This is a genomic window from Aliidiomarina minuta (assembly GCF_003987145.1).
In the GTDB taxonomy this organism is placed as follows: Bacteria; Pseudomonadota; Gammaproteobacteria; order Enterobacterales; family Alteromonadaceae; genus Aliidiomarina; species Aliidiomarina minuta.
In genome coordinates, this window is record NZ_PIPL01000001.1 from 1,263,001 (window position 1) to 1,286,982 (window position 23,982).

Here is a 23,982-nt window from a genome sequence, read left to right on the forward strand (position 1 = left end):
TTACTTGCCTTCTTTTGCCAGTTGCAATAGATATTGACCATACCCATTCTTCGACAACGCTGTTCCGGCTTTTTCCAAGTCTGCCGTTGAGAGCCAATCATTCCGCCATGCAATCTCTTCCAGGCAGGCAATCTTATACCCTTGTCTTTTTTCTATAGTTTCCACAAACTGAGCGGCTTCCAGCAAACTTTCATGGGTACCAGTATCAAGCCAAGCGAAGCCTCGACCAAGTCGCTCAACCTTTAGGTCACCTCGTTCGAGGTACGCCTGATTCACTGAAGTGATTTCCAGTTCGCCTCGATCTGAGGGTTCAACTTTTTTAGCAATTTCAACGACTGAATTGTCATAAAAATATAATCCAGTTACTGCGTAATGTGATTTCGGTTTTTCCGGTTTTTCTTCAAGTGAAATAGCGTTAAGGTCTTTATCGAATTCAACTACACCAAAGCGCTCGGGATCTTTAACCTGGTAACCAAAAACTGTGGCGCCTTCTGAGCGCTGAGTAGCCTGCTTCAACTTCGGAGAGAAAGCTTGTCCATAGAAAATATTATCACCCAGCACCAGACATACACTGTCGTCACCAATGAAGTCTTCTCCAATAATGAAAGCTTGCACCAAACCATCAGGACTTGGCTGTTCGGCGTAGCTAAGCTCAACGCCAAACTGCGAACCATCACCCAATAATTTTTCAAAATTAGGTAAGTCTTCAGGCGTCGAAATAATAAGGATGTCCCGGATACCGGCAAGCATAAGCACTGACAGCGGGTAGTAAATCATTGGCTTGTCGTAAATGGGTAATAATTGTTTAGACACACCTTTCGTAATCGGGTACAACCGTGTACCACTTCCACCTGCTAATACAATACCTTTCATACTTTCTGTCCTAGTCTTTCTCGTTGATAACTTCCGTCCTGAACGCGCGCGCACCAATCGTGATTATCTAAGTACCACTGAATAGTCTTGCGAATACCGGAATCAAATGTCTCTTCTGGCGTCCAATCTAGTTCACTTTGAATCTTGCCAGCATCGATAGCATAGCGCATATCGTGTCCGGGTCGGTCCTGAACGAAAGTGATTAGTTCTTTGTAACTGCTAACACCTTTTTCAGGTTGAGCAGGCTTTAGTTCGTCCAATATCTCGCAGATAGTGGTAATAACCTCAATGTTTTGCTTCTCGTTGTGGCCACCAATGTTGTAGGTCTCACCAACGCAGCCTTTTGTTGCGACTAAGACCAGTGCACGAGCGTGGTCTTCAACGTACAGCCAATCTCTTATCTGGTTACCTTTCCCGTAAACCGGCAACGGTTTGCCGTCTAATGCGTTCAATATTACCAGCGGGATCAATTTTTCAGGAAAATGGTAAGGCCCATAATTATTCGAACAATTAGTAATCACGGTGGGGAATCCATAAGTCCGCTGCCACGCTCTAACTAAATGATCGCTACTCGCTTTTGACGCACTATAAGGTGAGCTTGGTGCATAAGAAGTATCTTCGGTGAATAGTGGCAACTCGCCATCATGGTCATCCGGGTGCGGCAAATCACCGTAAACTTCGTCAGTCGAAATATGATGGAACCTGAAACGGGCCTTTCGTTCGCCGTTTAGGCTTTGCCAATACGCTCGTGACTGCTCCAAAAGCACGTAGGTGCCCACAATATTGGTCTGAATAAACTCACCTGGCCCATCAATGGAGCGGTCTACATGGGATTCTGCTGCCAGGTGCATCACTAAGTCTGGCTCATGCTGACTGAAAATACGTTTTACTTCAGCCTCGTCGCAAATATCAACTCGTTCAAAGCTATATCGAGGGTCCGAATCAACACTTCTTAAAGACTCTAAGTTGCCAGCGTAGGTCAGCTTGTCTACGTTCACCACCTGATGTTCAGTATCCTGAATCAGATGTCGAACAACAGCAGATCCAATGAAACCTGCACCTCCGGTGACTAATATTTTCATCTGTATAACTACCTTTTATTAATCACTATTGAACAAATCGCGGGTATAAATTTTATTTACTACGTCTTCCAGATCACTCGATAGACGGTTTGATACGATAACGCAGCTTTGAGATTTAAATTCATTGAGATCACGAATCACTTTGGAATTGTAGAAAAGCTCGTCTTTGAGTTCCGGTTCGTAGACTACAACTTCGATCCCCTTAGCTTTAATTCTCTTCATTACGCCTTGAATCGCCGATGCACGAAAGTTGTCAGATCCCGACTTCATTACCAGGCGATAAATTCCAACTACCTTGGGGTTCTTCGCAAGAATTGAATCAGCGATAAAGTCTTTCCGCGTTCGGTTAGCGTCTACAATGGCACGCATTATGTTTTGCGGTACTTCTTCATAATTAGCCAGCAGTTGCTTAGTGTCTTTCGGCAAACAGTAACCACCATAACCGAAGCTCGGGTTATTGTAATGGTTACCGATACGCGGGTCTAAGCCAACCCCTTCGATAATTTGCCGGGTATCTAAACCATGCACCTGGGCATAGGTATCCAATTCGTTAAAATACGCCACCCGCATTGCCAGATACGTATTCGCGAAAAGCTTTATCGCCTCGGCTTCAGTACTATCAGTAAACAGTACTGCGATATCTCTCTTAATCGCGCCCTGTTTAAGCAAATTCGCAAACTCTTCTGCTCGTTCACTTTGCTCACCGACGATAATCCTGGCGGGGTGTAGGTTGTCATACAGCGCCTTTCCTTCTCGCAGAAATTCTGGCGAAAAGATGATGTTGTCAGTCTTAAATTTTGCTTTCAGCTCGTTGGTATAACCAACTGGTATGGTGGACTTTATAACCATTACCGCATGACTATTTACTGCTAATACTTGCTGAATCACAGTCTCTACACTGCTGGTATTAAAATAATTCGTTTGCGGGTCGTAATCAGTTGGTGTCGCAATAATCACAAATTCCGCGTCTTTATATGCTTCACTGGCATTCGTTGTAGCATTGAGGTGAAGAGGCTTGCTGATAAAAAATTCTTCGATTTCTTTATCAGCAATGGGTGACCGCTTATGGTTTATTAACTTGACTCTTTCTTCAACGATATCGACCGCGGTCACATGATTGTGCTGTGCAAGTAATACCGCATTTGAGAGCCCGACATACCCTGTACCTGCCACTGCGATTTTTTTCATACGTTATCTACTTTGTTGATGTGAGCTTAAACTCGAGTAATCTGACTTAATCTACATGCCGAAACAAATAGGTTATCAGAACAAGGAGTAATGACAGGAAGCCCCCCAGAAGGGTACCAATAACAACAATTAAAGTACGTTTAGGGCTTTCTCGCTGCTCTGGCACAATAGCGGGGTCCACCACCGTATATATGTACTCCGGGCGAATATTTGCCAGCATTATCGTTTGAGTTTGCCGTTCCATCAGGTTTGAATATATCTGCTGTGTGCTTTGTAGCTGAACATTACTCATTTCTCGGCTTATGTATTCAAGGCTTCGTTTAGCTTCATCTATATCGCGCTGTCGCATTTTGTTATTAAGATCTTCCACCAACCAACCAACCCATTGTTTTGCTACGATAGGAGAGCGATGCTGGACTTTGAGTGTCACTAAACCAGTTTGATCGTCGGGTTGTACACTGAATACATCTCTAAACGCTCTCACCACTTCCCAGTCACTAGGCTCGGGTTGTCTTGGGTGTTCCACCCCTCGTACCCAAGTCTCAGTGGCTAAGTCAAAAACTGACTCGTTATAAGTGAGTTCACCTGTCAATTCATTCCAGTCACTGACCGCAAAAAGGTCAACTTTTATATCCCTGCGATTAACAAAATCAGCAATAAATGCACGCGACTTAAGAATTTCCAGCGCCAGTGCTGCCGGAGTTACACGCCCTTGGCCGACTCTTATTCCAGCCAAACTTGCTAACCCCCCTAGTTGCCCTCCCATATCACCAACACCACCTCCGCCTTGACTTTCTTCTGTAGGAGCAAGCGTTGCCTCGGCTGCATAGATATTAGGCAAACTTAGTGAATGGAAAATGGACCCCACAGCAAAGCAGAAGGTAACCACAAGGATTATCCATTTACCTCGCCAAATGAGTGCAAATAACTCTCTTAAAGTTATCTCATCTGCTGATGTTTGCTGCTTGCTTAAGTTTTCACTCATGATGATATTGTTCTCTTTTACGGAAATAGCCGAACCCTGACGAATTCAATATATACAAAGGTACCGGATGAGTTTCAGACACGCTACCGCCCCTGGGTTATGGCTCCCACAGTGCCTCGGTTCGACAACGAAAAAAGCCCCCACGCGAACCACGCAGAGGCTTTTGTCCATTTATCTGTCGAATTCTTCGCGCGCTGACATACTGCAATAACGTCCTTATCAGTGGTATAGGACACAATAAGAAGGCAAAGTTCACATACGTGAGGAAACAAGCCCTAAACCAGCTATCGAGTATAACTTAACAGCTGGTCAGCCTTCAATAGCGAATGCCGCGCGCCCCAACCTGTTTTCACTTAAATTAAAATACTGCCTCACACCAGGTTGTGGTGCCGTAATAAAATCAAATTTACCAGTAATGACTCGGACACTACGTACTTGTTATCGCCCAGGCTCAGCTGTATCGAGGTTTCCCTTGGTCGGCCTGCTGTTTTAGTGCTCAGAGACTCAAAAATACTATCTGCTGGTATCAACAGATAAGACTCATTTTCGTTCAGATCGATAGCCTGAATGTCTTGCGAGTCATGCGCTAGCTGAGCATCCGCACTTTGTTCAAAACCACGCTGTAAGGCTCTTACGTGGGTAGCATCCCAGGGCAATTGATAACTAAAAAACAGCTCGGGTTTGCCACAGCGACGTAGTTCTCTGGACATGCCCAGAAAACTTGCTGATGCCAGTTCTTCACGCAATGCCTGAGGTTCTTTTGGGAAGGCCGCCAGGTTAGTAACTGGTAACTGCAAAAATGGCAGTTCCTCGATAGTTTCCTGAGCAAGCCAGGCCAATGGCGAATATATATTCTTTGCATTATCAAAGCAGGTGGGGATATTCCCTGCCCCACTTACACTGGGAGAAAGCTGGCCTTTGAATACATTTGTCGTTTTCTTTCGTACCGGTATTAACAGGTAGTTGTCTGTGGTTAACATCAGGCAACTCAAACCGACATGGTTTTCTGCTACCGCCACATCAGGATTGTGCAACGCTGGGCCCGGCTCGAGCACGTCACGGTAGCTTAAACCTCCCGGCAACTTGGCTTCGGGCAACATATTGGTAGCCAGGTAACTGTAGTAGTTGGACTTTCTAAACCGGAGACTGAGCTGCTCATCCACAAGTTGAATAGCTTTGAGTGACAGGGTAAGTCCGTTGTAATCATATTTTTCAAGTGCATTAAACCGACGTAATGTCTGGTCGAGTGCGTGATCGGCAACAAACCAGGGCAATTCATACCATTCGTCATCAAGTTCAAATTTCACATCAGCGATGCTAAGCAGCTCCGATGGCAGGTACTGCAACACACTTTGCGATAATAATAAGTTGGAACCGGATACTCCTCTGCGCGCTTCGGCCATATCTTGCGCATTGAGCCCTACCTTGGCACTAACTCCGGTATTGTTGCCTGAACGTTTATCGAGCCAAAGCCATCGGTTTTGCTCTGCGGCATAAAACTGAAGATAAAAGCTGGTATCCAATGAATAACGGGTTCTCTCATTTTTTGAGGAATTCAAATACAAAAAAGTTATGGCAGCCTGAATTAACAAGAACTGCACAAAGTCCGCTACATAAGCAATAGTCACCCCACTAGTGAACTGGTCGAATGCCCCGTTCACAATTCCGGCGACACCCAGCAAAGCATGTACTATTACGACTATAAGCAGCACAACGCGCAGTTTTGGCCGCGCGAATACAATGCCTAAATGCTGAGTAACTGTCATTTTTTTATTCCCGTTTTTTTACTCTTGCGCGATACAGTAACCTGTTATGCAGGGAACAGATGTCGTGCGTACATCAAAAAGGCGGTCAATGAATGCTGGGTGAAATCAACCTGAATGTTCCAGTGCGCAGTTCGGCACTGAAAACCGCCCTGCGACCGACTGGGATTCTTCAGATACGTATTGTTAATAGCGTCGAAGCGGAACTGCAGCTGCAATTTCAATCCGGCTTCGATGGCGTTTTGCAGCTGGTTGAGTGCTTCCGCACTTTCACCTGTTTGCCGTAATAACCGGTAACCTGCCAGCATGCCTTCGCACATGCATGCGGTCCCAGTAATATTCAGTGGATCCTGAAAGCCCCCTATCCAGTCCGGCACATTGGCTTTTTTGTGCTGGCTGTGGGTTATTGCATCCAGTAAGCGCTTGCTATGGTCCACAAACTGGGTCCGGGGCAGTACCTGATAAAGCTCGTTCAACCCGTACAGCAACCAGTGGTCGCGATCCAGTTCGTCTTTAGACTTGCCACCGTCACGCACTTTTATCAACCAATCGGCAGCCCGATCGGCACTGTTTAACCATTTATGGTTGCGGTCAATTTTGTACAGTTCCATTAACCCGAGAATGGCTTCGCCCGGGTAATATGAAGACATGAACGGCCCTTTTCTGACTGGGTTCAGGTAGGCTTTATGGAGCGTAAATTCGCCATCCGACGCTTGCGTTGCCACTATCCAGTCCGCTAACTCGCGCATGACTGGTAAGACGTCACGCCGCCCGAGATGTTGGTAGGCTGCAGCCATAGCCACCAGCGCCAGCCCATTGCCACCGAGTTTGGCTTCGTTATCAAAAGCGATCACTTTCAATGTGGGATAGTCTGGCGAAAATTGTTCGACGGTGCTGAGCAGGTAATCCAGTGCGCGATTACAGGCGCCATGTAGTTTTACCGTAGGGGATTCTTTGTAGATTTGTAACATGGACCATAAACTGCCCGCGTGGCGCAGAATATTGTAGCCGGGCAATACCTGATCCTTGGCAGCGTCATACAGATAATTCATTTGGCCACTGTCAGTAGTGTGCCGCGCCAGGTAATCAGCGCCTTCTGTTGCTACTTCATGAGCAATTTCAGGGGTGAGCTGAGGGTTGACGACATGATTGCGAAGCAGCGGCAGGTTGCTTAACTGGCTTTGTCCGTTGTCTGTGGCAATTTTAAGTACCAGCCGACTAATAGTGCTGAAGATCCATACCTTGTTGCTGTCTGGTTTTTTGATTCGGGGACTAAGCTGAGCGCGTATTTTTGCCCGGTTAAGGTGGCCCTTTAGATCGACAAAACCTTCTCGCATGCTCTCTTCAGCAAGCCAGGCCTGGTCGTAATTTTCCAGAATCACACCAACGATTGAACGGTCATTAACAATAGGCAGGCCTTGTTTGACCCGTTCCTCGTCAATGGGTACTACGTTGGCCATAATATCGACTTTAACGCGTTCTATTGGCCGGGTTTTGGCTTGATTCGCCTGGTAAGCGGCGAGTGCTTTATCGAGTGCGCCCGCCCCTGCATCCGCCAGGTTCATTGCCATTGCCGATGCGGTTGCATAGTAACCTTTCTCATCCGCCAGCGTGACAAACACCACGCGCATGTTCATCGTTTTTTTATCGTCTGCCAACACCTGTGGCAGTGGATAATTGGCATCCGCCAATGCCTTGATAGCCAACCAGTTTGACAGGTTCACCACCAGCGCTTCGTTCAATCCCTCGTCTAGCTTCATCGTTCAGTCTCTTACTTTTATTATTAATGGTTTGTCAGCCAGCTTTATCAAAGCTACTTCTTGCTTATTTTTTACTTTCTTTAAAAACGTGACGTTGAACGTCGATATTACCTTCCAGCTTTGCTACCAATTCTGCTGCGCTGATCTCCAGTGCGTGGCATAACTGCATCACTAAGAACAAAGATGGTTTCCGTTCTGCAGCTTCAATTCGCATGATGGTGGTGGGCGATACACCGACAGCCGATGCGAGTTTTCGTAAACTCAGACCGCGAGCCTGCCTGGCCTCACATAGCAATTCGGCAAGCCGAATGTCGAATTCATTGTCTTTCGTTGTCATTATTTTTATTTTGCACCTTAGTTTTAAGATGGGTTGCTAGCTTACATAACCTACCTGTTTTGACAGCATTATAACATATTGTCTGACAACCTTTTTTCGCCTGAGTCGCGTGAATCCCAGCAAGCCCCTGCCAGTAACAGCATTCACACAATACTTATAACAAAAACGCTTGTAAATTAACCATGCATATACGCAAAAATACTTTTGGGTCAGCATTAATTACTGCTAATGTCCCTTATACGGGACGATTGCAGTATTGCTAGTCCCCGATCTTACATTGAAACAAGAAATTCTAACCGGCTTATAAGCAAGGACAAGCAAGTGAAAGTAGCTCAACAAGAACAGGCCGACATTTACGAGCTAGTGAGTGATAACAAGCTCTCTTTAAATTATCAGCCTGTCATAAACTTTCGTGAACACCAGGTATATTGCATTGAAGCACTGCTGAACTGGAAGATGCTTTGTTGCCAGGCCGGGGATACGGAAAAGTTTATCAGCGACATTGAACAAGACGCGGCGTTAAGCCTGCGCCTTGACACCTACGTTTTGAAAACTGCCATGCGTGATCTTGGTTTCCTAAGCTCAACCTATGGCTACCGGGGTTCAGTGTCGGTCAATATATCCCCTGCTTCATTAGAAAATAAAGAGTTTCTTACGTCTATACGGGAGCTTTTGCTGCCCTCTGCTAGCTGGGTGCCCCTGGATCCATCGCGCCTTGTACTGGAAATCACGGAGCGCGTGCCCTGGTCGCAACCTGAGCGTATTCTGGAGTCGATTGCTGAGCTTACAAGGCTTGGCGTGCGCATTGCGGTGGATGATTTTATTACCGGGTATGCGAATTTTGGCGTGTTGCTGAATGAGGATGTCACTATCGTTAAAATAGACAAAGGCATCACCGAACGTTTATTAACAGACAAAAGCGTACAAACTTTTGCAGCACAGTTTAAAGAACTGGCGAACCATCTCAATAAAACCGTTATCGTCGAAGGCATTGAAGAATGCGAACAGGCGATGTGGCTAAATGAGCATGGCTACCAGTTCTTTCAGGGGTATTTTTTCGCGGTACCCACGGATATTCAGGGCATTGCGCGGTACTTAAAAACACAAAGTGTGTACAGGTCAGGCTGTGCCTGACCTGCCTTAACCCTGCTGGTAGGTGTCGACGCCTTGCAAGTTAGCGCAAGTCCGCAGGGCGCATAAAAATACGGTCAACCAATTCAAACGATACGGGATCGTAATCCGCCAGTTCTTCGGCGCCATTCACACCTGTATGGTTGAAAAAGTCGACGGCAACGTTGGCATTAAAATAACTCTGCGCCAGCTCGGCAAACAACTCGTCCCCGTTTTGGAGTGCAAAGGAAGGTTCGCCGTTGTCACGCACCCACAATCGCCCTTCGGCTATGACGTCGTCGTAACGGCGGTAAATTTCCTGGTTCAGTTGAAACCCTACACCTACGTTCATGATGGTGTGTGCTAGCTCGTGTACGCAGGTGTTTTCGCCGTGACGTTGCCCGCGCTCAAAAGGGTCGTTCACGGCGCTTAAGGTTTTGGCGTTGCAAGCTGTGACAGGGTTGCCCGGCACGCCGCCCAAGCCGCCAACGGCTTCGGTGCATTGAGGTTGGCCTTCTAAGAAGGCAAAATAGGGCAAGTCACAGACGTTTTCGCCATCACCGAACAGCGCAGTTATCGCGCCGTTTTCCTGTAGCCTTTGAGTAACGTCACTGTTCTGCGACAACATTGTTTGCAGCGTTTCGGCCGCTTGGCACAGGTTGTGCCAGTTAACGTTGTCGCTGCCGGTTGCCACTAACCCGCCGCGCACGCAGTTTCGAGCCATCAGCTCCGCCGAAGGAGTGTAGTCTAGAATCACATCCTCTTTTGCATAGCAGCCGATGCAGTCGTCGAAGGTTACCTGCACCGTGCAATCGGCCTGAACGTCCGTCACCGTTACCACATCACCCACCACATCCAGCGTACATTGCTCGCTGCTGATGCTTTCGGTGACCATCCGCTCGCTCGGCGACACGACAAAGCGCGCCGTCTGGCCTGCCTGAGCATTAAGCGAGCTTTGCGACACACTGCCTTCACCGATGTGCTCGACGGTGACCCTATAGCTGGCGGTTTGCCCAGTGTCGTTGCTGGTGTTGTCGTTGCTACCTCCGCATGCGGACAAAATGGATGCTGCTGCGACACCTATCACAATTAGAGCCCCAAGAGCAGTTGCTTTACTATGCTTAGAGGCATTCGATGGGACTGCTGATTGGTTGCTATATTTTTCTTGCATGGGTTACCTATATATTTGTTTTTATTATAATTTACATGTTCTCATCTATGATTCTTACGCAATTGGAACATGCTTTTGGCTTATCCGCGCCATGCCTGGCACACTAAAAGGAAAGGGAGCAAAAGTGCCCCTTTTTTTATTTAATTCTGACCATCCCGGTTGTCATGATGTCGGCTTGGATAAGCACGAACATAATCCACCGTGAAAGGTTGCAGTCGCTCAGTAGCTGACTGACTTTGTGAACTAACACCACCGAAACCACTGCCATCTGAAGTGGCTGGCAAGTCTTCAATAGTCCAGACCATGAAACGCGGTTCGACTTGATAGAAGGGCCGACCATTTTCAAGTCCACCGGTATTCCCGTTTGCTGTCGAATTGGTGACGTTGTATTCCATGCCAAAAATAATGCCATTGTCAGACTGACGCAAAGGCTTTATTACTCGTTGAAAGCATGGCGTGCCCTGCGGATAGTTTTCACCCGTGCAATAGTAAGTAGGATCGTGCCACCACTCAAAACGGTCGATTCGGATGGCATCATCGTCAATCCGCCACTCAAGCGGCATTTGACCAAAGGGTTGCATGACAAATTCACCCTCACATACTGCGTAAGATTGAATATAAGCTCCATCACACTGAAACACTGGGCGGTCGCCGCTACCATTTTCACGCAATATCCAACCAAACCAGTCTGAAGCCTTAAGTGTCGCTCCTTCGTAGGCCATGGCAGGGCGATTAACGGCGGATGCCAGCATATTGTTCTCATTTAGCTGACTTAAAATGTCTTCTGGGGTAATCTCAGCAGTTGGCACCGGCCCACCTTGATCAACGGACGCATAGGTTTCACCATAATCGTTCGAATAGATGGTAACCAGCCCTTGTGCCGTTTCGTCACGACGCTGCCAGAAGAAATCGCTGTGGGTGATTAAGTTATCTTCATCGTCACGCAAGGTAATGCGCAGACGAGTGTCATCGTCATGCAATGCCCAATTTGCCTGCCAATCTTCGTTTTGCAGGTAATAGAATGACGCCCAGTGGTAAACATGATCGTCTATAGCCAATTCTACGCGGCCATTTTCAAGCAGGTTAAACATGTTTTTATGCGCGGTATAGCCGTAAAAGTCGGTCAGAATCCAGGGCTGCGCACTGACATTTTCAAACTTCAGGTCGTCGCGAATCAGGTGCTCTGTTTTTACCAAACGCGAGTTTGAGATTCTTGTCTCTGTGCGTTCCGGAATATAGATATGATGGTCTACTCCAGTCTCATTATCCCAACGACGTTGATCATATTCCGGTATAACGAGTTCATACTCCTGGCGGATGATGATGTCCCGTGAAGTCACTGACACCATATGAAAAGCTTTCAGGTGCTGGGAAGCAGTCACTTGATGCTCATGGTCTTTGTCGTAAAAATGGGTCAAGTAAAGTTCGCGGGTTTCTTCGTCTTCCAGGTAGTCGTATGGACGATAATATACACTGGTTTCAAACTCTGTATCACCTTGCCCACTTTCGAATTCAATGCGGCTGCCCTCAACATTCCAGGTGTATTCACGGCTCGCGAAACGACCAGGAGCATTAGCGCCATCTAAAGCGCCGTGTGAGCGTACTGCGGTACCATCTTCGTTAAATGCAAAGTGAACACCACTGCGATTCACTATAAATGGCGCGGTATCAAACATAACCAGGTAGTCGCCGCTGATTTCCTGCTCTGAACTGCGCGGCATGATTTCCGGATCGTTTAAAGTTTCGTCCATAGCGCGACGTAGTGGGCTGTCATCGCCACCTTCTGAAGCCTTAACCACTACTTCGTTATAACTTTCAGCGTCGTTCAGGAAGTCGTCAATAGTGTCCTTGCCTTCAGGTAAGCTGAAGTCCGGGTTATCGACCATCAATTTTATGACCGCGGCCATTTCCAGCATTAAGTCCGGGTCTAGCACGTTCTCGAGGTCACCGATGTTGTCGCTGGTAACCTTACCCTCTTCAGACGCCCGGTTAATCAAGAAGTCGCGTGCTGTCGACATTTGAGTCACTTGTACTGAGTCCAGGTGGTCGCGGGTAACGCTGTTGCCGCTACCCACCATGCTCAGGAGTTCTGCGGCGGTCATTAAGCGTGAACTCAGGGTGACATATTCCTGGCCATGTTCGGCGCTGCCGCGTGCACTCAAGCGCACCAGTTCATTGTCATCAAGGCTGTTCACCACCATGGGTAAATGATAACGCCCCTGAGCGTCAGCCTGAGCGGTGAAGGTCTGGCCGTTAAATTCAAGGGTGACGGTTGCGTCCGCAATAGGTGCGTCAATGACTCGCCCTTGCAGGGCGATTTCCTGACCTACTTCTACCGTTACCGTGGCGCTGTCTTCGCCAGCTTCATTGCTGATGCTGTAGGTAAAAGTGTCAACGCCGGCGAAATCAGTTTGCGGTGTGTAACTGAGCGTACCTTCAGTGAATTCAACCGTACCAAACTCAGCACTACCGGTTCCGATAATAACCAGGCCGTTACCTTCGTCATTACCCAGTACATCAAGTTCATGAGTGTCGTTACCGATCACATTAAAGTTATCAGCTACCGCATTAATGGAGGGATCTTCATTATTACTTGAGCTGTCAAAACAGCCCGCCAAACCCAGAGATACCGCTAGCAGCGTCCCTGCACGAAGTTTGAAATTTTTCATGTCGGATATACCTACTGTTTTCGCTGCTCTGGCCTGCTTCTGCCCTGTCACCAACTCTCCGAGGTGGTGTGCGATATTTTTAGAAAGGTCTGACTTGCTTGGCATTGTGTTTCTCCTTAACAACAGAATTTTTTGGATCTGTAATAAAGAGAACTGGGCACGCACGAGGAATGACATCCATTTCGCCTTTACGAATCCTTTACAAGACTAAGTTACCAAAGTACTCCGGCTTTCAACAGCACTTTGTTGTATATATCGTCATAGTTCTTGAGTCGTATGCTTGGCAGCTCAACGATTCTCCTGAGGTTATTCGCAATAAATGAAAGCATATACATTTACCGCGTCAGGTTAGGTCGCGGACAATCAACCAGCCTTGTGATTTATGACTGTTTAACTGCTATAATTATATCAATTAAATGCTTTTAGTTGCCATAAATAACACCATGATATCACTAACCACCTCATCAAAAGCCCAAAAGAAGCTTGCTGCCAATGCGCGGGCCCGGCGTTTGCAGCTGGAGCTTACCCAGGAAGGTCTTGCCCGGCGCTCCGGTGTGCCTGTGGCAACCTTGCGTAAGTTTGAACAGCAGGGGGCGATATCGCTGGAGTCTTTTCTGAAACTTTATATGGTACTGGGCGGGTTAGAGGATATCGTTAAGGCGAGCGAACCTAAGGCAACGGCTTTTACATCGATTGATGACGTATTGGATGCTGACAACACAGCCAAGCGCCAGCGAGGCAAGCTTAAATGAGTGTTATAAAAACGGTTAAAGAAATCAAAGTAGGCCTTAACTTCGGCGCGGGCGCTGCCCCTGTGGGTCGCCTTGCTGTGCGAGGGCGTGATATCTACTTTGAGTATGATCGTGACTTTATTAACCAGGGCCTTGAAATATCTCCTTTGCACCTCCCTCTCGCCCCGGGTTTACAGACCTTTGAGCCAGGCTTGTTTGACGGCCTGCCCGGTGTGTTTAACGACAGCCTTCCTGACGGCTGGGGCAGGTTGCTGTTTGACCGTTTTGCACGCAATCAGCAGCTGTTGCCTGCGGATATTACACCACTGGACAGGCTGGCCTACGTCGGATTGAACGGCTTAGGTGCTTTAGTTTATGAACCTGACTTCAGCTTCGATGAAACCAGTCAGGCGATCAGCCTGGATAGATTGGCAGAACAGGCACAGCAGGTTCTGCAGGGCGAAGCGAACGACGTGTTAGCTGAGCTGATGGCGCTGAATGGTTCGTCGGCGGGAGCACGGCCTAAGGCCCTTATTGGGCTGAATACGGCAAGTCACCACATTATCCACGGACTTGATGATCTGCCTCAGGGCTACACGCCCTGGATGGTTAAGTTTGCCAATACCCAGGATGGTGCGGATGCGGGTGCCATAGAGTATATCTACGCGATGATGGCGAAAGACGCGGGCATTGATATACCGGCTGTGCGGTTATTTCCGGCGCGGCATGGGGCGGGTTATTTTGCCATTCAACGCTTTGACCGTGATGGCTTAACCCGTTACCACATGCATACGGCCTGTGGTCTGCTGCATTCGGATTTCAGAACCCCAGCTCTGGATTACGAGGATCTTATCGCCTTAACGAGTGCTCTCACCCGGGATGTGCGCGAGGTGGAGAAGATGTTCCGGTTGGCGGTTTTTAATGTGCTGGCACACAATCGCGATGACCACTCAAAGAACTTTACCTTTTTAATGGACAAAAGCGGCCAGTGGCGGCTGTCCCCTGCTTATGATCTGACCTTTTCTTCCGGCCCGGGTAGTGAACAAAGCACAACGGTAATGGGCGAAGGCCGCAACCCGGGTATACCGCACCTACTCGAACTGGCCAACGAGGCCACTATCAAAAAAGAGCGTGCGCAGGAAATTATTCAACGCACTCAGGCCAGCCTCGCACGCTGGCCCGAGCTGGCAAAAACCTACGGCGTGAGTCACGCGAATATAAAGCTGATAGAGTCCAGGCTGGGTTAAGCTTGCTTAACTTCGGCCGGAGGAGCCTCAGTCTCCTGTTGATCATCTCGACGACCAGAAATAGACATAGCCCGGTTTCGTTCTTCAATCACCCGGCCGGCAACCTGTGTTTAAACTGCGCCAGTTGCCGGTTAAATGCCGGTACGCCCTGGTCGGGCTGTTTATGGGCTTGATGCGCTTCAAGTGTGGCTCTTGCCTCGGCATAATCATGCCATGGGATCGCTGCTGTATAGGCTTGCAAATCAGCAAATACCTTGGCCATGGTCCTGAACTTTCCACTTCGGGTGGCCTGGCGTAAGCCATTCAGATAGCTTTCCCGATGCACCGTAGGGACTATCAACTTATGCTGCTCAACCGCGACCAGTTCAGCGTTCATCATTATCCGCGCCAGACGACCATTACCGTCGTCAAAAGGATGACACTCAGTGACCAGAAACTGCATAAAGATAGCCCGGGGCAAACCTTCTGGAATGGCCTGATATAAATGAAAGCCCTGACTTAGGGTGCCTTCAAGCAGCGCTGGTTGCACAAAAGTGGTATCGCCCGCCTTGTTGGTTTGTGCTTTTAGCACCCCCGGCCGTTTGTCTTTGCGCTGATGCATAATCAGCTGATGGCGGTTTATTAACAAGTCCATCAATTCATCAGCGGAACCTGGGATCACGCTCATCTCGCTATAATCATGAACTACATCATACACCGCTAATACGTCGTGGCTGTCTTCATGACGGCTACCGATAATCGCTTTTTCAAATACAATATGCTCAGCTTCATCAATTTCGAACTCAGTACCTTCGATGTAATTTGAAAAGTAACTTTCGTAAAAGGCAAGATGACGCCAGCTGGACGTCATGAACTCATAAGAGGAAGGCGAAAACTGGCAGGTTAGCAAGTAGTCTTTGAGTGCGATAAAGCGCTCTAGTCGGTGTTTGTCATAGGGTTCTTTTCTGGCGCTCGCCAATGCTTTAGCGGTGGCCAGGTTAGCCGTCGGCTGCGTTGTCAAAATAGCGCCGATAAGTTTATTCAGAATATTAAACTCACGCTGCATGGAAAGTGCCTCTGCGGCAGTTCTTGCCTGATCGCGAATGACATTAAGCTCACCCTCGCCGTACCTTTCCTGAATACGACACAGCTCCTCTTCCACCCAGCTTTTACCGAGTGCTTTAGGCAAAGCCGCTTTTTGCTGGGCAATGCTCAGGTTTTCCATCAAATAACGGGCGGGTGCGCTGCGTTTCAGGTGCGGTACAAACTGTTCGGTCAGTAGCTCTACGTTGCCCGGTATAATTTCGATGCTCAGTGCATCTGCAATGCGTATTTTCTTACGAACTTTGACCTTTGCAGTAATGTAAACAACCTGATTAACCGGTCTGAGCTCAACTGCGGTAACGTGCGAAGCTATGCCATTGGGTTGCAGGTACTGCGCAATTGCATGCCATTGCTGCTGCACAACCTGCGGCACCTGCTCCCAACTGGCATCTGTGTATATACCGCGGCGCAGCCTTTTTAGCTTACCGTCCGCTACCGCTTTCGAATAAACCTTAGCTTGATTGCTGTCTTTAGGGAAAAATAAGCTCGCCATGGTATTGCCTGCTATTGCAATGAATTACTGGATATAGAAAACATTAACACACGAACTTCTAGATACAAATAGATTAGATACGAACTATTAGATATAGAAAAAAGGATTTATATGAACTATCGGATATAAATTCAGCTTTCTGTATTTCTCGCTTGCGCGGGTACCTGTATTAACGTCGCTAGCTGGCTTTGCCAGCTGGGCAGGCAGACACAAAAACTATCTTCTAGCTTGCTGACTTGCAAACGATTGTTGACGGGGTGGCTGACGGGGCTTTTGCGCTCGCCACTGGGTATGACTTTGACGCTTTGATGAGCTTTGCGCAAACGAAATATTTCGCGGGCAAAATCACATTGGCTGGCTTCGCCCTGAGTGGATATATGGTAAATACCCGGTTTCACTTTAAGCACACGCCGGTGCATGCGGCTTAACCCGGTGCTAATGATGTCGGCGACTAATCGTGCGGGTGTGGGTGCGCCCACTTGAGTTGAGCATACTCGCACTGACTTGTGATCTTTGGCTGACTTTAACAGGTCGGTTAAAATATTACGGCCTTCGTGACTATATACCCAACCGGTTCTGAAAATGAAGAAGTCATTGCAGTAGCTTTGAATTGCCAGGTCGCCGGCCAATTTTGTATTGCCATAAAAAGTGGTTGGCCCGGGTTCGCTGTCTTCAGAGAAAGGTTTATCGCCCTGCCCGGAATACACATAGTTGCTGGAAAAATGGACCAGCCGGCTTTCCATTTCGTGACAAAGCTGGGCCAGGCGTTCGGGTAAGCGGGCATTGAGTTGTTCGGCGAGTTCCTTTTCGGTTTCGGCTTTTTCGACGTTGGTATAACCGGCAGCGTTGACGATAAGATTGGGTTTTTCTTCGCGTACTCGTGCGCTCAGCTTGTCCAGCTGAGTAAAGTCACAGTCACTGCGTGTCATGCTGACCACGTCCCCCAGCGGCTGTAGGCTGCGTTGCAGCTCACTGCCTATTTGGCCATTTGCACCTAACAGTAATATTTTCATGTTGCGTGCGATTCCATCCGTTATGTTGCTGATCGTGTTTCGTGCGTTTTGTGTTTGCGTTTTACGGCAGGCCGAGCCTGCCCTACCATGGATTTTTCCGTTCTTTCGTAGGGCAGGCTGTGCCTGCCGTGGAAACTATCCGTTATCCCCCAACCTGGCTACGGCAGGCCGAGCCTGCCCTACCGGTGTTTTTCCGTTCTTTCGTAGGGCAGGCTGTGCCTGCCGTGGAAACTATCCGCTATTCCCTGACCTGGCTACGGCAGGCCGAGCCTGCCCTACCGAGGTTTTTTCGGAGTTTCGTAGGGCAGGCTGTGCCTGCCGTGGAAATTATCCGCTATTCCCTAACCCGGCTACGGCAGGCCGAGCCTGCCCTACCATGGCTGTGCCTGCCGTGGAAACTATCCGCTATCCCCCAACCTGGCTACGGCAGGCCGAGCCTGCCCTACCGGGGTTTTTCCGTTCTTTCGTAGGGCAGGCTGTGCCTGCCGTGGAAATTATCCGTTATTCCCTAACCTTGCTACGGCAGGCCGAGCCTGCCCTACCATGGCTGTGCCTGCCGTGGAAATTATCCGTTATTCCCTAACCTGGCTACGGCAGGCCGAGCCTGCCCTACCGGGATCTTTCCGCCGCTGGGAAAATGCCCTACGGTTTTAGCTGGCTTTCGTTGATTTCCAGCTGTTGTTGTTTGCCCATCATTTCGAGCAGAATAAGACACCGATCTTCGCTTTTGCGTAACTGGTAAACGGCTGGCAAACCAGCGAAGGGACCTTCTGTAATTTCGACAGGTTTGCCGGGCTTAAACATGCTTTCAACAACTTGCTCCTGCCCGGTATCTTCCAGGCTTTGCAAATGTTGAATGACCTTATCAGGTACTTTAGTCGGCTTACCGCCAAAACGCACGAAACCATTTACACCGCGGGTGCTGCGCAAAGCATTAAAGTTAGCCTGTTCAGGGTCTAGCTGTATAAAAAGATAATTCGGAAACAGCGGTTCGGCAACTATTTTACGTTTACCGGCAACACGTTTTTCAACGTTCAAGGTGGGATAACAGGTGAGATAACCCTGGTTTTCGATATTGAGTTTCGCCCGGGCTTCCTGCCGCGGTTTGCAATGTAATAAATACCAGGCTGACATACGGGACAAATCCTTATCTCGAACAGGTACCTATTCTAGCGCGTTCACGGTCGCCACTTCAATTGGTGGTTTGCGGTTTAACACTCAGGCATAAAGTTCAGTTTAAGAATTCACGCATAAAAAAGGCCAGGTTATAGGAACCTGGCCTGGCATGCTCATCGGTTATTTAAAACTCGATAATAATATTCAAATCACCGGCTTTGCTGGCGTCTGAGATGTAACCTATGGTGCCCGGGTTACTGCGTACAAATTCCAGTACGGCTTCGTCAGACTCTACTTCGCGTAATGCTGAAGCACGACCAGTAAAAATCAAACGCGACCAGTGCGCACGTAACTGCTCAGCAGAACGGCCCAGTACTTCGCTTTCAAAGTTCTGGCGCACAGCAGAGTCTTCCATCTGGTTGACGGCGATTAAATCACGCGACTGACCCAGGTAGATACGGTTAACTACAGCTTCGTCGATCTGTGTCTGGCTGACTACAACACCACCCGTTGCTGAAGCAGCGCCAGCAGCGAATAATAAAGTCAGGCTAGCCGCAACCACGGCAATTGAAGATAAAATCTTTTTCATAACTATTCCTTAAAATACCGTTTGCAGAGCAAAAGAAATCAGGTTTGATGTCTGGTCGGTGTTTTTGTCGTCAGCATGAGTAAAATCAGCTTTCAACGAGATACCACGAGCAAAGTCATAACGCAGGCCTACTGAGGTGTAGTCAATACGGCTTGCCTGGCTTTGAGCGAGCCCTTCTACCCCGGCGACGAAAGGTGCAAAAGCAGCGTCATCTGGAATGGTAGAAGCAGCATTTGATGCTTTGTCGTCTGTTTGCGCGAAAGTTGCATGCAGGGTATAAGCACCAAAACGCTTACCGGCTGTGAAATAGCTTGAACGGTCGGTACCGAAGATGCTGTTTTTGTTTTCCAACTCAGTGTATTCGAAACCAGCAAACCAGTTCATGTTGTCATAGATAGCGCCGACGCTGGCAAAAGTACCAGTGTCACCCAGGAAGTTCATAGCTTCGGCAGTGTCGTTTAAACCGGCTTCGTTCAGGCTGTTAATAAGGCCCAGGTAAGCTGGATCTGTCATAAACACATTGGCGTCGTTAGTGTGAAAATAACCCGCGCGTAAGGTCCAGGAGTTAAGCATTGCTGTGACACTGGCACCGATTAGGTTATTCACTTCGCCTTGAATTTCGCGGTCAGTGGTAGGTGCATAAACCGTATCGTCTACGTTACCCGCCATGAACTGAGTGGTAATTACAGCGTTGCCAACAAAAGCATTGTGCTGCAGGCTAGCGCCTGTGTAGTTGTCAAAAGGTGCACGGTACACGCTTTCTGGCGTGCGCAGCCAGTGATAGCTATAGGCTACGTCCAGTGAGTCTGAATACAGGTAAAATGGCAGGCGTAATTTACCGGCGTTCAGTGTCAGACTGTCAGTCAGGCGGAAGTTGATGTACGCCCACTCAACGGCCAGGTTAAAGTCATCATCGCCACGCGCCATAAGCTGCGTAGTTACGCTGATGCGATCAGAAAGGGTTGCGGTGCCCTGTAAAGCGAAAAGTGTGTCTGGCTGAAAAGAGACATTGTTGTCATAGCCGAACAATTGTTCGTCACTTCCTGTGGTCACACCGCCGCCGACGCTGGCAAAGCCACTCCAGTCGATGTTTGCAGATGCTGGCATGCTCAGTGCGGCCAGTACCGCTGCGGCTGTGATTGTCTTGATTGTTTTCATAATGGTCCTTCTTTCCATCGTGTTGCTAACTAAAAAGGCGTTATGCGCCTTGAGATTAAAGTTACGTTTAAAGATTAAATTTATCGGTTGCCTGACTTAAGCTTTTAGCAAAGTCGGTCAGCTGAACACTGTCCCCTTCCAGCTGACGTATGGTGTCTTTCATGTCATTTAACGAGTCGTGCATAGTGGACGCCTGTTCAGCTGAGCGTGCGGCCACCTGTGTTTGTTCTTCAGTGGCGGTGGCGATTTGGCCTGCCCGCGCGTTGATATCGGCAATCATTTCGCTGATAGCGGAGAGCACGCCGCCGGCGGCTTCTGCCTGTTGTACGTTTTGCTCAGAACGCTGGGCCGCTGCCTGCATAGAACCGACGGATTCACCGGCACCGTTGGTTAAACGGTCCAGTACTTCGCGAATTTCGGCGGTGGCTTTAGCGGTACGCGAAGCTAAAGAGCGCACTTCGTCAGCAACGACCGCAAAACCACGCCCCTGCTCACCGGCGCGGGCAGCTTCAATTGCCGCGTTCAGGGCTAACAGGTTGGTTTGCTCAGCAATACCGGTGATTACGTTCAATACGCCGGAAACATTGGTGGCATCTTCAGCTAATCGCTCAACCACGGCAGAGGCTTTCTGGATATCTTGTTGCAATTCGTTGGAGGTGTTCAACGAGTTTTGAATTGCCTGGTTACCCTGCTCCAGCTCACTTTCTGCTGAACGGGTGGCATCGGCAGTGGCTGAGGCGCTTTCGGAGATTTCGCGCACACTGTCCTGGAGCTCATCCATGGAGTTTTTCAGTTCATAGGCCTGGGCGGCTTCGCTGTCGCTGCGGCTCATGACATGGGCGCTGCGCTGATTAATAAGTAACGCGGACTCGCTCAACGGGGTGGCTACATTGACCACGTCCTGTAGGGAGCTACGTAGCAACACCATGAAACGGTTAAAATTGCCGGCAACCTCGCCTAACACGTCATTGCTGGAGATCTCGATTTGATGATTCAAATCACCACGGCCGTCTGCCAGTTCTTTTAATGAACGCGCGACTGAGTTGGCTGATTTGACGATATAGCTGATGACAATGACGGCTACTGTGATGAGCGCGGCTAATGCCAGCAGACCAACCACCATCATCATGACGATAGTTTGCTGCGAGCGGTCGACTGATTCAGAAGTAAGACTACGGAACTGGTCATCAACCTGCTGGCTCATTTGCCGCAGGGATGCGGTCAGTTGCTCATACAGCTGCGTTTTCTCCTGCGCCTGAGCGCCGATGCGGCTGAAGTCTGCATTCGCTGACATGATTTCGGTAACTATGGTTTGGTTCAGGCGCTGATAACGCTCCAGGTTACGGGTGATATCCTGCACTTCACGCTGATACTGGGAGTCGGTTTGCGCGACCTGACGCAGGTTCTGGCGCAGGTGATCGTAAGCCTGAGTGGCCTGCTCGGTTAAGCTTTCATCACCGGTTGACACGGCCTGGGTGTAGAGCTCTTCAATGCGCTGAATTTGAACGACATTTTCACCGGACAAATTGGCTAAGGGGAAAACCTGCTGCTGCAAGCGCTCCAGGCTCTGGTTATTCTGATTTAACATCACAGCGGTGATAGCTATCATCAGCACGTAAGCCAAAGCGGCAATAACCACTATAAAATAAATTTTCGCGCCTAAACTTAATCGATTCAACATGCCATAACCCGCTGTGTAAAAAAGAAGCAAATACTTCAGTTACGCGGAGTCTACAGGCAATAGGTCAAGCAATTATATAGCACATATAGCGAGGCTTTTATGTTGATAAAACGTACGTTTTGGCGGGTAAATAACAATTCAGACACTCTTAACTGGGGCTGCATGACAGCCCCTTATTTTGTCTCATAACAAAAGTGTAATGAACCTGTAGTAATTATTGGTTAAGTGCGAATAATACGCGTTATTTTTTACCGACCAACCAGCGTATAAACTTCGGTGTTTTTTGCCATTCACCTTGATTATGATCATATTTTTGTAAGGCTTCGCGGCGGCTTTCCGGTAATAGCTGCAGGATGTCCTCTACTTCACAGCGCTCTTCTGTCTCCGGGTGTACATAACGTGAATAAGTTACCAGCTTGGCATAAACCAGCTGCTCCAGGCTTACCGGCTGACGCCGCGAGGGCGCGGGTATGAAATCCTGGGTCAAACCCCAGCCTGCGTAAAATGGCATACCAGTGGCATAAACCGGAACACCCCATAACAGGGCTTCAAACCCCAGGTAGGAGGTTGCGGTGAAAAGTGCCCGGGCGTTCTCCAGTAAAGCCACCGGATGATGCTGATCGGTGATGGTTACAACCTCGCAGTCTGGATATTCGCGCTCGGCGAGCTTTTGCAGGTGCTGCAATTCATGGCTCTCGGCCAGGCCTTCCGCCAGAGTTGGATCGTCCGGCGCCTGTTCAACAATAAGCACGTAACGGCCGCTCGGCATTTTTTCCGGTTCTGGCCGCTGATTGTACTTAGACGCCCGCGCCTTTCGCCATTGCTCGATAATGCCCTGTGCGCGCTGCTGCTGGTCTTCGTCCAGTTCTTTTGCGATTAGGTTTTCGAGATGGGTTTGCCGTTTGGCGCTGTAGTGGAAATCGCGATCGTCCAGTACTAAGGACAAAGGTTTGTGCTTTTTGTGGGTATGGGTGTACAGCGGCCCCTGCTCCAGATAAAGCTTAGGTAATTCTAATGCGGTACTGGCTGACATGGCTTTACGTGCTTTACGCCCGTGACCATTAATAATGACCGCGCAGGCGTTGTTCAGCATTAATGGGCTGTGCGTTACTTTACAACCCAGGAAAGTATCCAGGGTTTTGATTTCGGAAATGTCCGTTGCCACGCACAGCACGCAATGTTGCTTGCTGGTGTTGCCATTAACAATGTCACTGATATGCCCAACGGGCTCTGGCTTTCTCAACATAAAAATATACCTGTAAAAGTTACTGTCCATAGTTTAGCAGCAATTTAGCAGTTTGAACCCGGTTAAGGATGCTTTTTTAAATGCAACCATAAAAGGTTGCTTTAAATTCATCCTCTGCTACATTGTTTATATGCATGAATATAGATTAACCGTAAAAACACCCCGATATCCCGTACATTCAACGGTAGGGCAGGCCGTGCCTGCCGTGGAAGCATTGAGGTTTCCCACACACCCAACGGCAGGCCGAGCCTGCCCTACCGGGGCAATACCCATACACCCCACCGTAGGGCAGGCCATGCCTGCCGTGGAAACACCCAGGCTACCCACACAACCAACGGCAGGCCAAGCCTGCCCTACCGGGGCAATACCCATACACCCCACCGTAGGGCAGGCCGTGCCTGCCGTGGAAGCATCCAGGCTACCCACACACCCAACGGCAGGCCAAGCCTGCCCTACCGGGGCAATACCCATACACCACACCGTAGGGCAGGCCGTGCCTGCCGTGGAAGCATCCCGATTTCCCATACACCCCACCGTAGGGCAGGCCGTGCCTGCCGTGGAAGCATCCAGGTTTCCCGCAAACCCGACGGCAGGCCAAGCCTGCCCTACCGGGGCAATACCCATACACCCCACCGTAGGGCAGGCCGTGCCTGCCGTGGAAGCATCCAGATTTCCCATACACCACAC

Annotated in this window: 19 protein-coding genes; 3 read left to right on the plus strand and 16 right to left on the minus strand. The window is 48.9% G+C overall.

The genetic code is table 11. The features are described 5' to 3' along the window. From rfbA to CWE09_RS06085, 7 genes are all read right to left on the minus strand, one after another. Positions 1-873 carry a glucose-1-phosphate thymidylyltransferase RfbA gene (gene rfbA / locus CWE09_RS06055; protein ID WP_126803090.1) on the minus strand — a complete coding sequence of 291 codons (873 nt, stop codon included), beginning with the start codon at positions 871-873 and terminating at the stop codon, positions 1-3. Then, positions 870-1,955: a dTDP-glucose 4,6-dehydratase gene (gene rfbB, locus CWE09_RS06060; protein ID WP_126803091.1), complete on the minus strand. Its 1,086-nt coding sequence runs from the start codon at positions 1,953-1,955 to the stop codon at positions 870-872. Before rfbB ends, rfbA begins: the two co-directional genes overlap by 4 nt. 18 nt (positions 1,956-1,973) lie before the next feature. After that, positions 1,974-3,143, minus strand: a complete 1,170-nt coding sequence (locus CWE09_RS06065; RefSeq protein WP_126803092.1) for a nucleotide sugar dehydrogenase — start codon at positions 3,141-3,143, stop codon at positions 1,974-1,976. 46 nt (positions 3,144-3,189) lie between these two features. Continuing rightward, a complete protein-coding gene (locus tag CWE09_RS06070) occupies positions 3,190-4,128 on the minus strand; it encodes a Wzz/FepE/Etk N-terminal domain-containing protein (protein WP_126803093.1) in 939 nt (312 codons plus the stop codon). Positions 4,129-4,499: 371 nt separating this feature from the next. Next, positions 4,500-5,894 carry a hypothetical protein gene (locus CWE09_RS06075; RefSeq protein ID WP_126803094.1) on the minus strand — a complete coding sequence of 465 codons (1,395 nt, stop codon included), beginning with the start codon at positions 5,892-5,894 and terminating at the stop codon, positions 4,500-4,502. 44 nt (positions 5,895-5,938) lie between these two features. Continuing rightward, complete coding sequence (locus CWE09_RS06080; RefSeq protein ID WP_126803095.1) at positions 5,939-7,651, minus strand: glycoside hydrolase family protein; 1,713 nt, start codon at positions 7,649-7,651, stop codon at positions 5,939-5,941. A gap of 64 nt (positions 7,652-7,715) precedes the next feature. Next, the gene (locus CWE09_RS06085; RefSeq protein WP_126803096.1) at positions 7,716-7,988 is read right to left on the minus strand and encodes a helix-turn-helix domain-containing protein; all 273 of its coding nucleotides are present in this window, start codon (positions 7,986-7,988) and stop codon (positions 7,716-7,718) included. Positions 7,989-8,309: 321 nt separating this feature from the next. Between CWE09_RS06085 and CWE09_RS06090 the strand changes: the two genes are divergently transcribed. Beyond that, a complete protein-coding gene (locus CWE09_RS06090) occupies positions 8,310-9,122 on the plus strand; it encodes an EAL domain-containing protein (RefSeq protein WP_157982821.1) in 813 nt (270 codons plus the stop codon). A gap of 40 nt (positions 9,123-9,162) precedes the next feature. On the opposite strand, the gene CWE09_RS06095 is transcribed toward CWE09_RS06090, so the two are convergent. Together CWE09_RS06095 and CWE09_RS06100 are read right to left on the minus strand one after the other, a co-directional pair. Continuing rightward, positions 9,163-10,269: a hypothetical protein gene (locus CWE09_RS06095; RefSeq protein WP_126803098.1), complete on the minus strand. Its 1,107-nt coding sequence runs from the start codon at positions 10,267-10,269 to the stop codon at positions 9,163-9,165. A 140-nt stretch (positions 10,270-10,409) separates the two neighbouring features. Continuing rightward, a complete protein-coding gene (locus CWE09_RS06100) occupies positions 10,410-12,938 on the minus strand; it encodes an Ig-like domain-containing protein (protein WP_198679647.1) in 2,529 nt (842 codons plus the stop codon). A gap of 443 nt (positions 12,939-13,381) precedes the next feature. Here CWE09_RS06100 and CWE09_RS06105 point away from each other — a divergent pair, with 443 nt between their 5' ends. Then, on the plus strand, positions 13,382-13,690 hold the full coding sequence (locus tag CWE09_RS06105) for a helix-turn-helix domain-containing protein (RefSeq protein ID WP_126803100.1): 309 nt from the start codon (positions 13,382-13,384) through the stop codon (positions 13,688-13,690). Then, positions 13,687-14,916: a type II toxin-antitoxin system HipA family toxin gene (locus CWE09_RS06110; RefSeq protein ID WP_126803101.1), complete on the plus strand. Its 1,230-nt coding sequence runs from the start codon at positions 13,687-13,689 to the stop codon at positions 14,914-14,916. Before CWE09_RS06105 ends, CWE09_RS06110 begins: the two co-directional genes overlap by 4 nt. Before the next feature lie 88 nt (positions 14,917-15,004). Here the strand turns inward: CWE09_RS06110 and CWE09_RS06115 are convergent, their stop codons facing one another. The 7 genes from CWE09_RS06115 to CWE09_RS06145 all read right to left on the minus strand — a co-directional run bounded on the left by CWE09_RS06115 (position 15,005) and on the right by CWE09_RS06145 (position 23,295). Continuing rightward, positions 15,005-16,492 (minus strand): Fic family protein, encoded by a 1,488-nt coding sequence (locus CWE09_RS06115; protein WP_126803102.1) that lies wholly within the window; start codon positions 16,490-16,492, stop codon positions 15,005-15,007. A 131-nt stretch (positions 16,493-16,623) separates the two neighbouring features. Next, a complete protein-coding gene (gene rfbD / locus CWE09_RS06120) occupies positions 16,624-17,505 on the minus strand; it encodes a dTDP-4-dehydrorhamnose reductase (RefSeq protein ID WP_126803103.1) in 882 nt (293 codons plus the stop codon). Positions 17,506-18,147: 642 nt separating this feature from the next. After that, entirely contained in the window at positions 18,148-18,639 is a 492-nt protein-coding gene (gene rfaH / locus CWE09_RS06125) for a transcription/translation regulatory transformer protein RfaH (protein ID WP_126803104.1), read from the minus strand. Positions 18,640-18,805: 166 nt separating this feature from the next. Continuing rightward, positions 18,806-19,210, minus strand: coding sequence for a phosphate ABC transporter substrate-binding protein (locus CWE09_RS06130; RefSeq protein ID WP_126803105.1), 405 nt, complete (start codon positions 19,208-19,210; stop codon positions 18,806-18,808). Between the two features lie 9 nt (positions 19,211-19,219). Continuing rightward, positions 19,220-20,368: a hypothetical protein gene (locus CWE09_RS06135; RefSeq protein ID WP_126803106.1), complete on the minus strand. Its 1,149-nt coding sequence runs from the start codon at positions 20,366-20,368 to the stop codon at positions 19,220-19,222. Between the two features lie 67 nt (positions 20,369-20,435). Continuing rightward, entirely contained in the window at positions 20,436-22,049 is a 1,614-nt protein-coding gene (locus tag CWE09_RS06140; RefSeq protein ID WP_126803107.1) for a methyl-accepting chemotaxis protein, read from the minus strand. A 241-nt stretch (positions 22,050-22,290) separates the two neighbouring features. Further along, positions 22,291-23,295 (minus strand): capsular polysaccharide export protein, LipB/KpsS family, encoded by a 1,005-nt coding sequence (locus CWE09_RS06145; protein ID WP_157982822.1) that lies wholly within the window; start codon positions 23,293-23,295, stop codon positions 22,291-22,293. Between the last annotated feature and the right edge of the window lie 687 nt (positions 23,296-23,982).

Coding starts and splice junctions, on each gene's coding strand:
- rfbA (WP_126803090.1), bottom strand. CDS start 873: ATGAAAGGTATTGTATTAGCAGGTGGAAGTGGTACACGGTTGTACCCG.
- rfbB (WP_126803091.1), bottom strand. CDS start 1,955: ATGAAAATATTAGTCACCGGAGGTGCAGGTTTCATTGGATCTGCTGTT.
- CWE09_RS06065 (WP_126803092.1), bottom strand. CDS start 3,143: ATGAAAAAAATCGCAGTGGCAGGTACAGGGTATGTCGGGCTCTCAAAT.
- CWE09_RS06070 (WP_126803093.1), bottom strand. CDS start 4,128: ATGAGTGAAAACTTAAGCAAGCAGCAAACATCAGCAGATGAGATAACT.
- CWE09_RS06075 (WP_126803094.1), bottom strand. CDS start 5,894: ATGACAGTTACTCAGCATTTAGGCATTGTATTCGCGCGGCCAAAACTG.
- CWE09_RS06080 (WP_126803095.1), bottom strand. CDS start 7,651: ATGAAGCTAGACGAGGGATTGAACGAAGCGCTGGTGGTGAACCTGTCA.
- CWE09_RS06085 (WP_126803096.1), bottom strand. CDS start 7,988: ATGACAACGAAAGACAATGAATTCGACATTCGGCTTGCCGAATTGCTA.
- CWE09_RS06095 (WP_126803098.1), bottom strand. CDS start 10,269: ATGCAAGAAAAATATAGCAACCAATCAGCAGTCCCATCGAATGCCTCT.
- CWE09_RS06100 (WP_198679647.1), bottom strand. CDS start 12,938: ATGAAAAATTTCAAACTTCGTGCAGGGACGCTGCTAGCGGTATCTCTG.
- CWE09_RS06105 (WP_126803100.1), top strand. CDS start 13,382: ATGATATCACTAACCACCTCATCAAAAGCCCAAAAGAAGCTTGCTGCC.
- CWE09_RS06110 (WP_126803101.1), top strand. CDS start 13,687: ATGAGTGTTATAAAAACGGTTAAAGAAATCAAAGTAGGCCTTAACTTC.
- CWE09_RS06115 (WP_126803102.1), bottom strand. CDS start 16,492: ATGGCGAGCTTATTTTTCCCTAAAGACAGCAATCAAGCTAAGGTTTAT.
- rfbD (WP_126803103.1), bottom strand. CDS start 17,505: ATGAAAATATTACTGTTAGGTGCAAATGGCCAAATAGGCAGTGAGCTG.
- rfaH (WP_126803104.1), bottom strand. CDS start 18,639: ATGTCAGCCTGGTATTTATTACATTGCAAACCGCGGCAGGAAGCCCGG.
- CWE09_RS06130 (WP_126803105.1), bottom strand. CDS start 19,210: ATGAAAAAGATTTTATCTTCAATTGCCGTGGTTGCGGCTAGCCTGACT.
- CWE09_RS06135 (WP_126803106.1), bottom strand. CDS start 20,368: ATGAAAACAATCAAGACAATCACAGCCGCAGCGGTACTGGCCGCACTG.
- CWE09_RS06140 (WP_126803107.1), bottom strand. CDS start 22,049: ATGTTGAATCGATTAAGTTTAGGCGCGAAAATTTATTTTATAGTGGTT.
- CWE09_RS06145 (WP_157982822.1), bottom strand. CDS start 23,295: ATGTTGAGAAAGCCAGAGCCCGTTGGGCATATCAGTGACATTGTTAAT.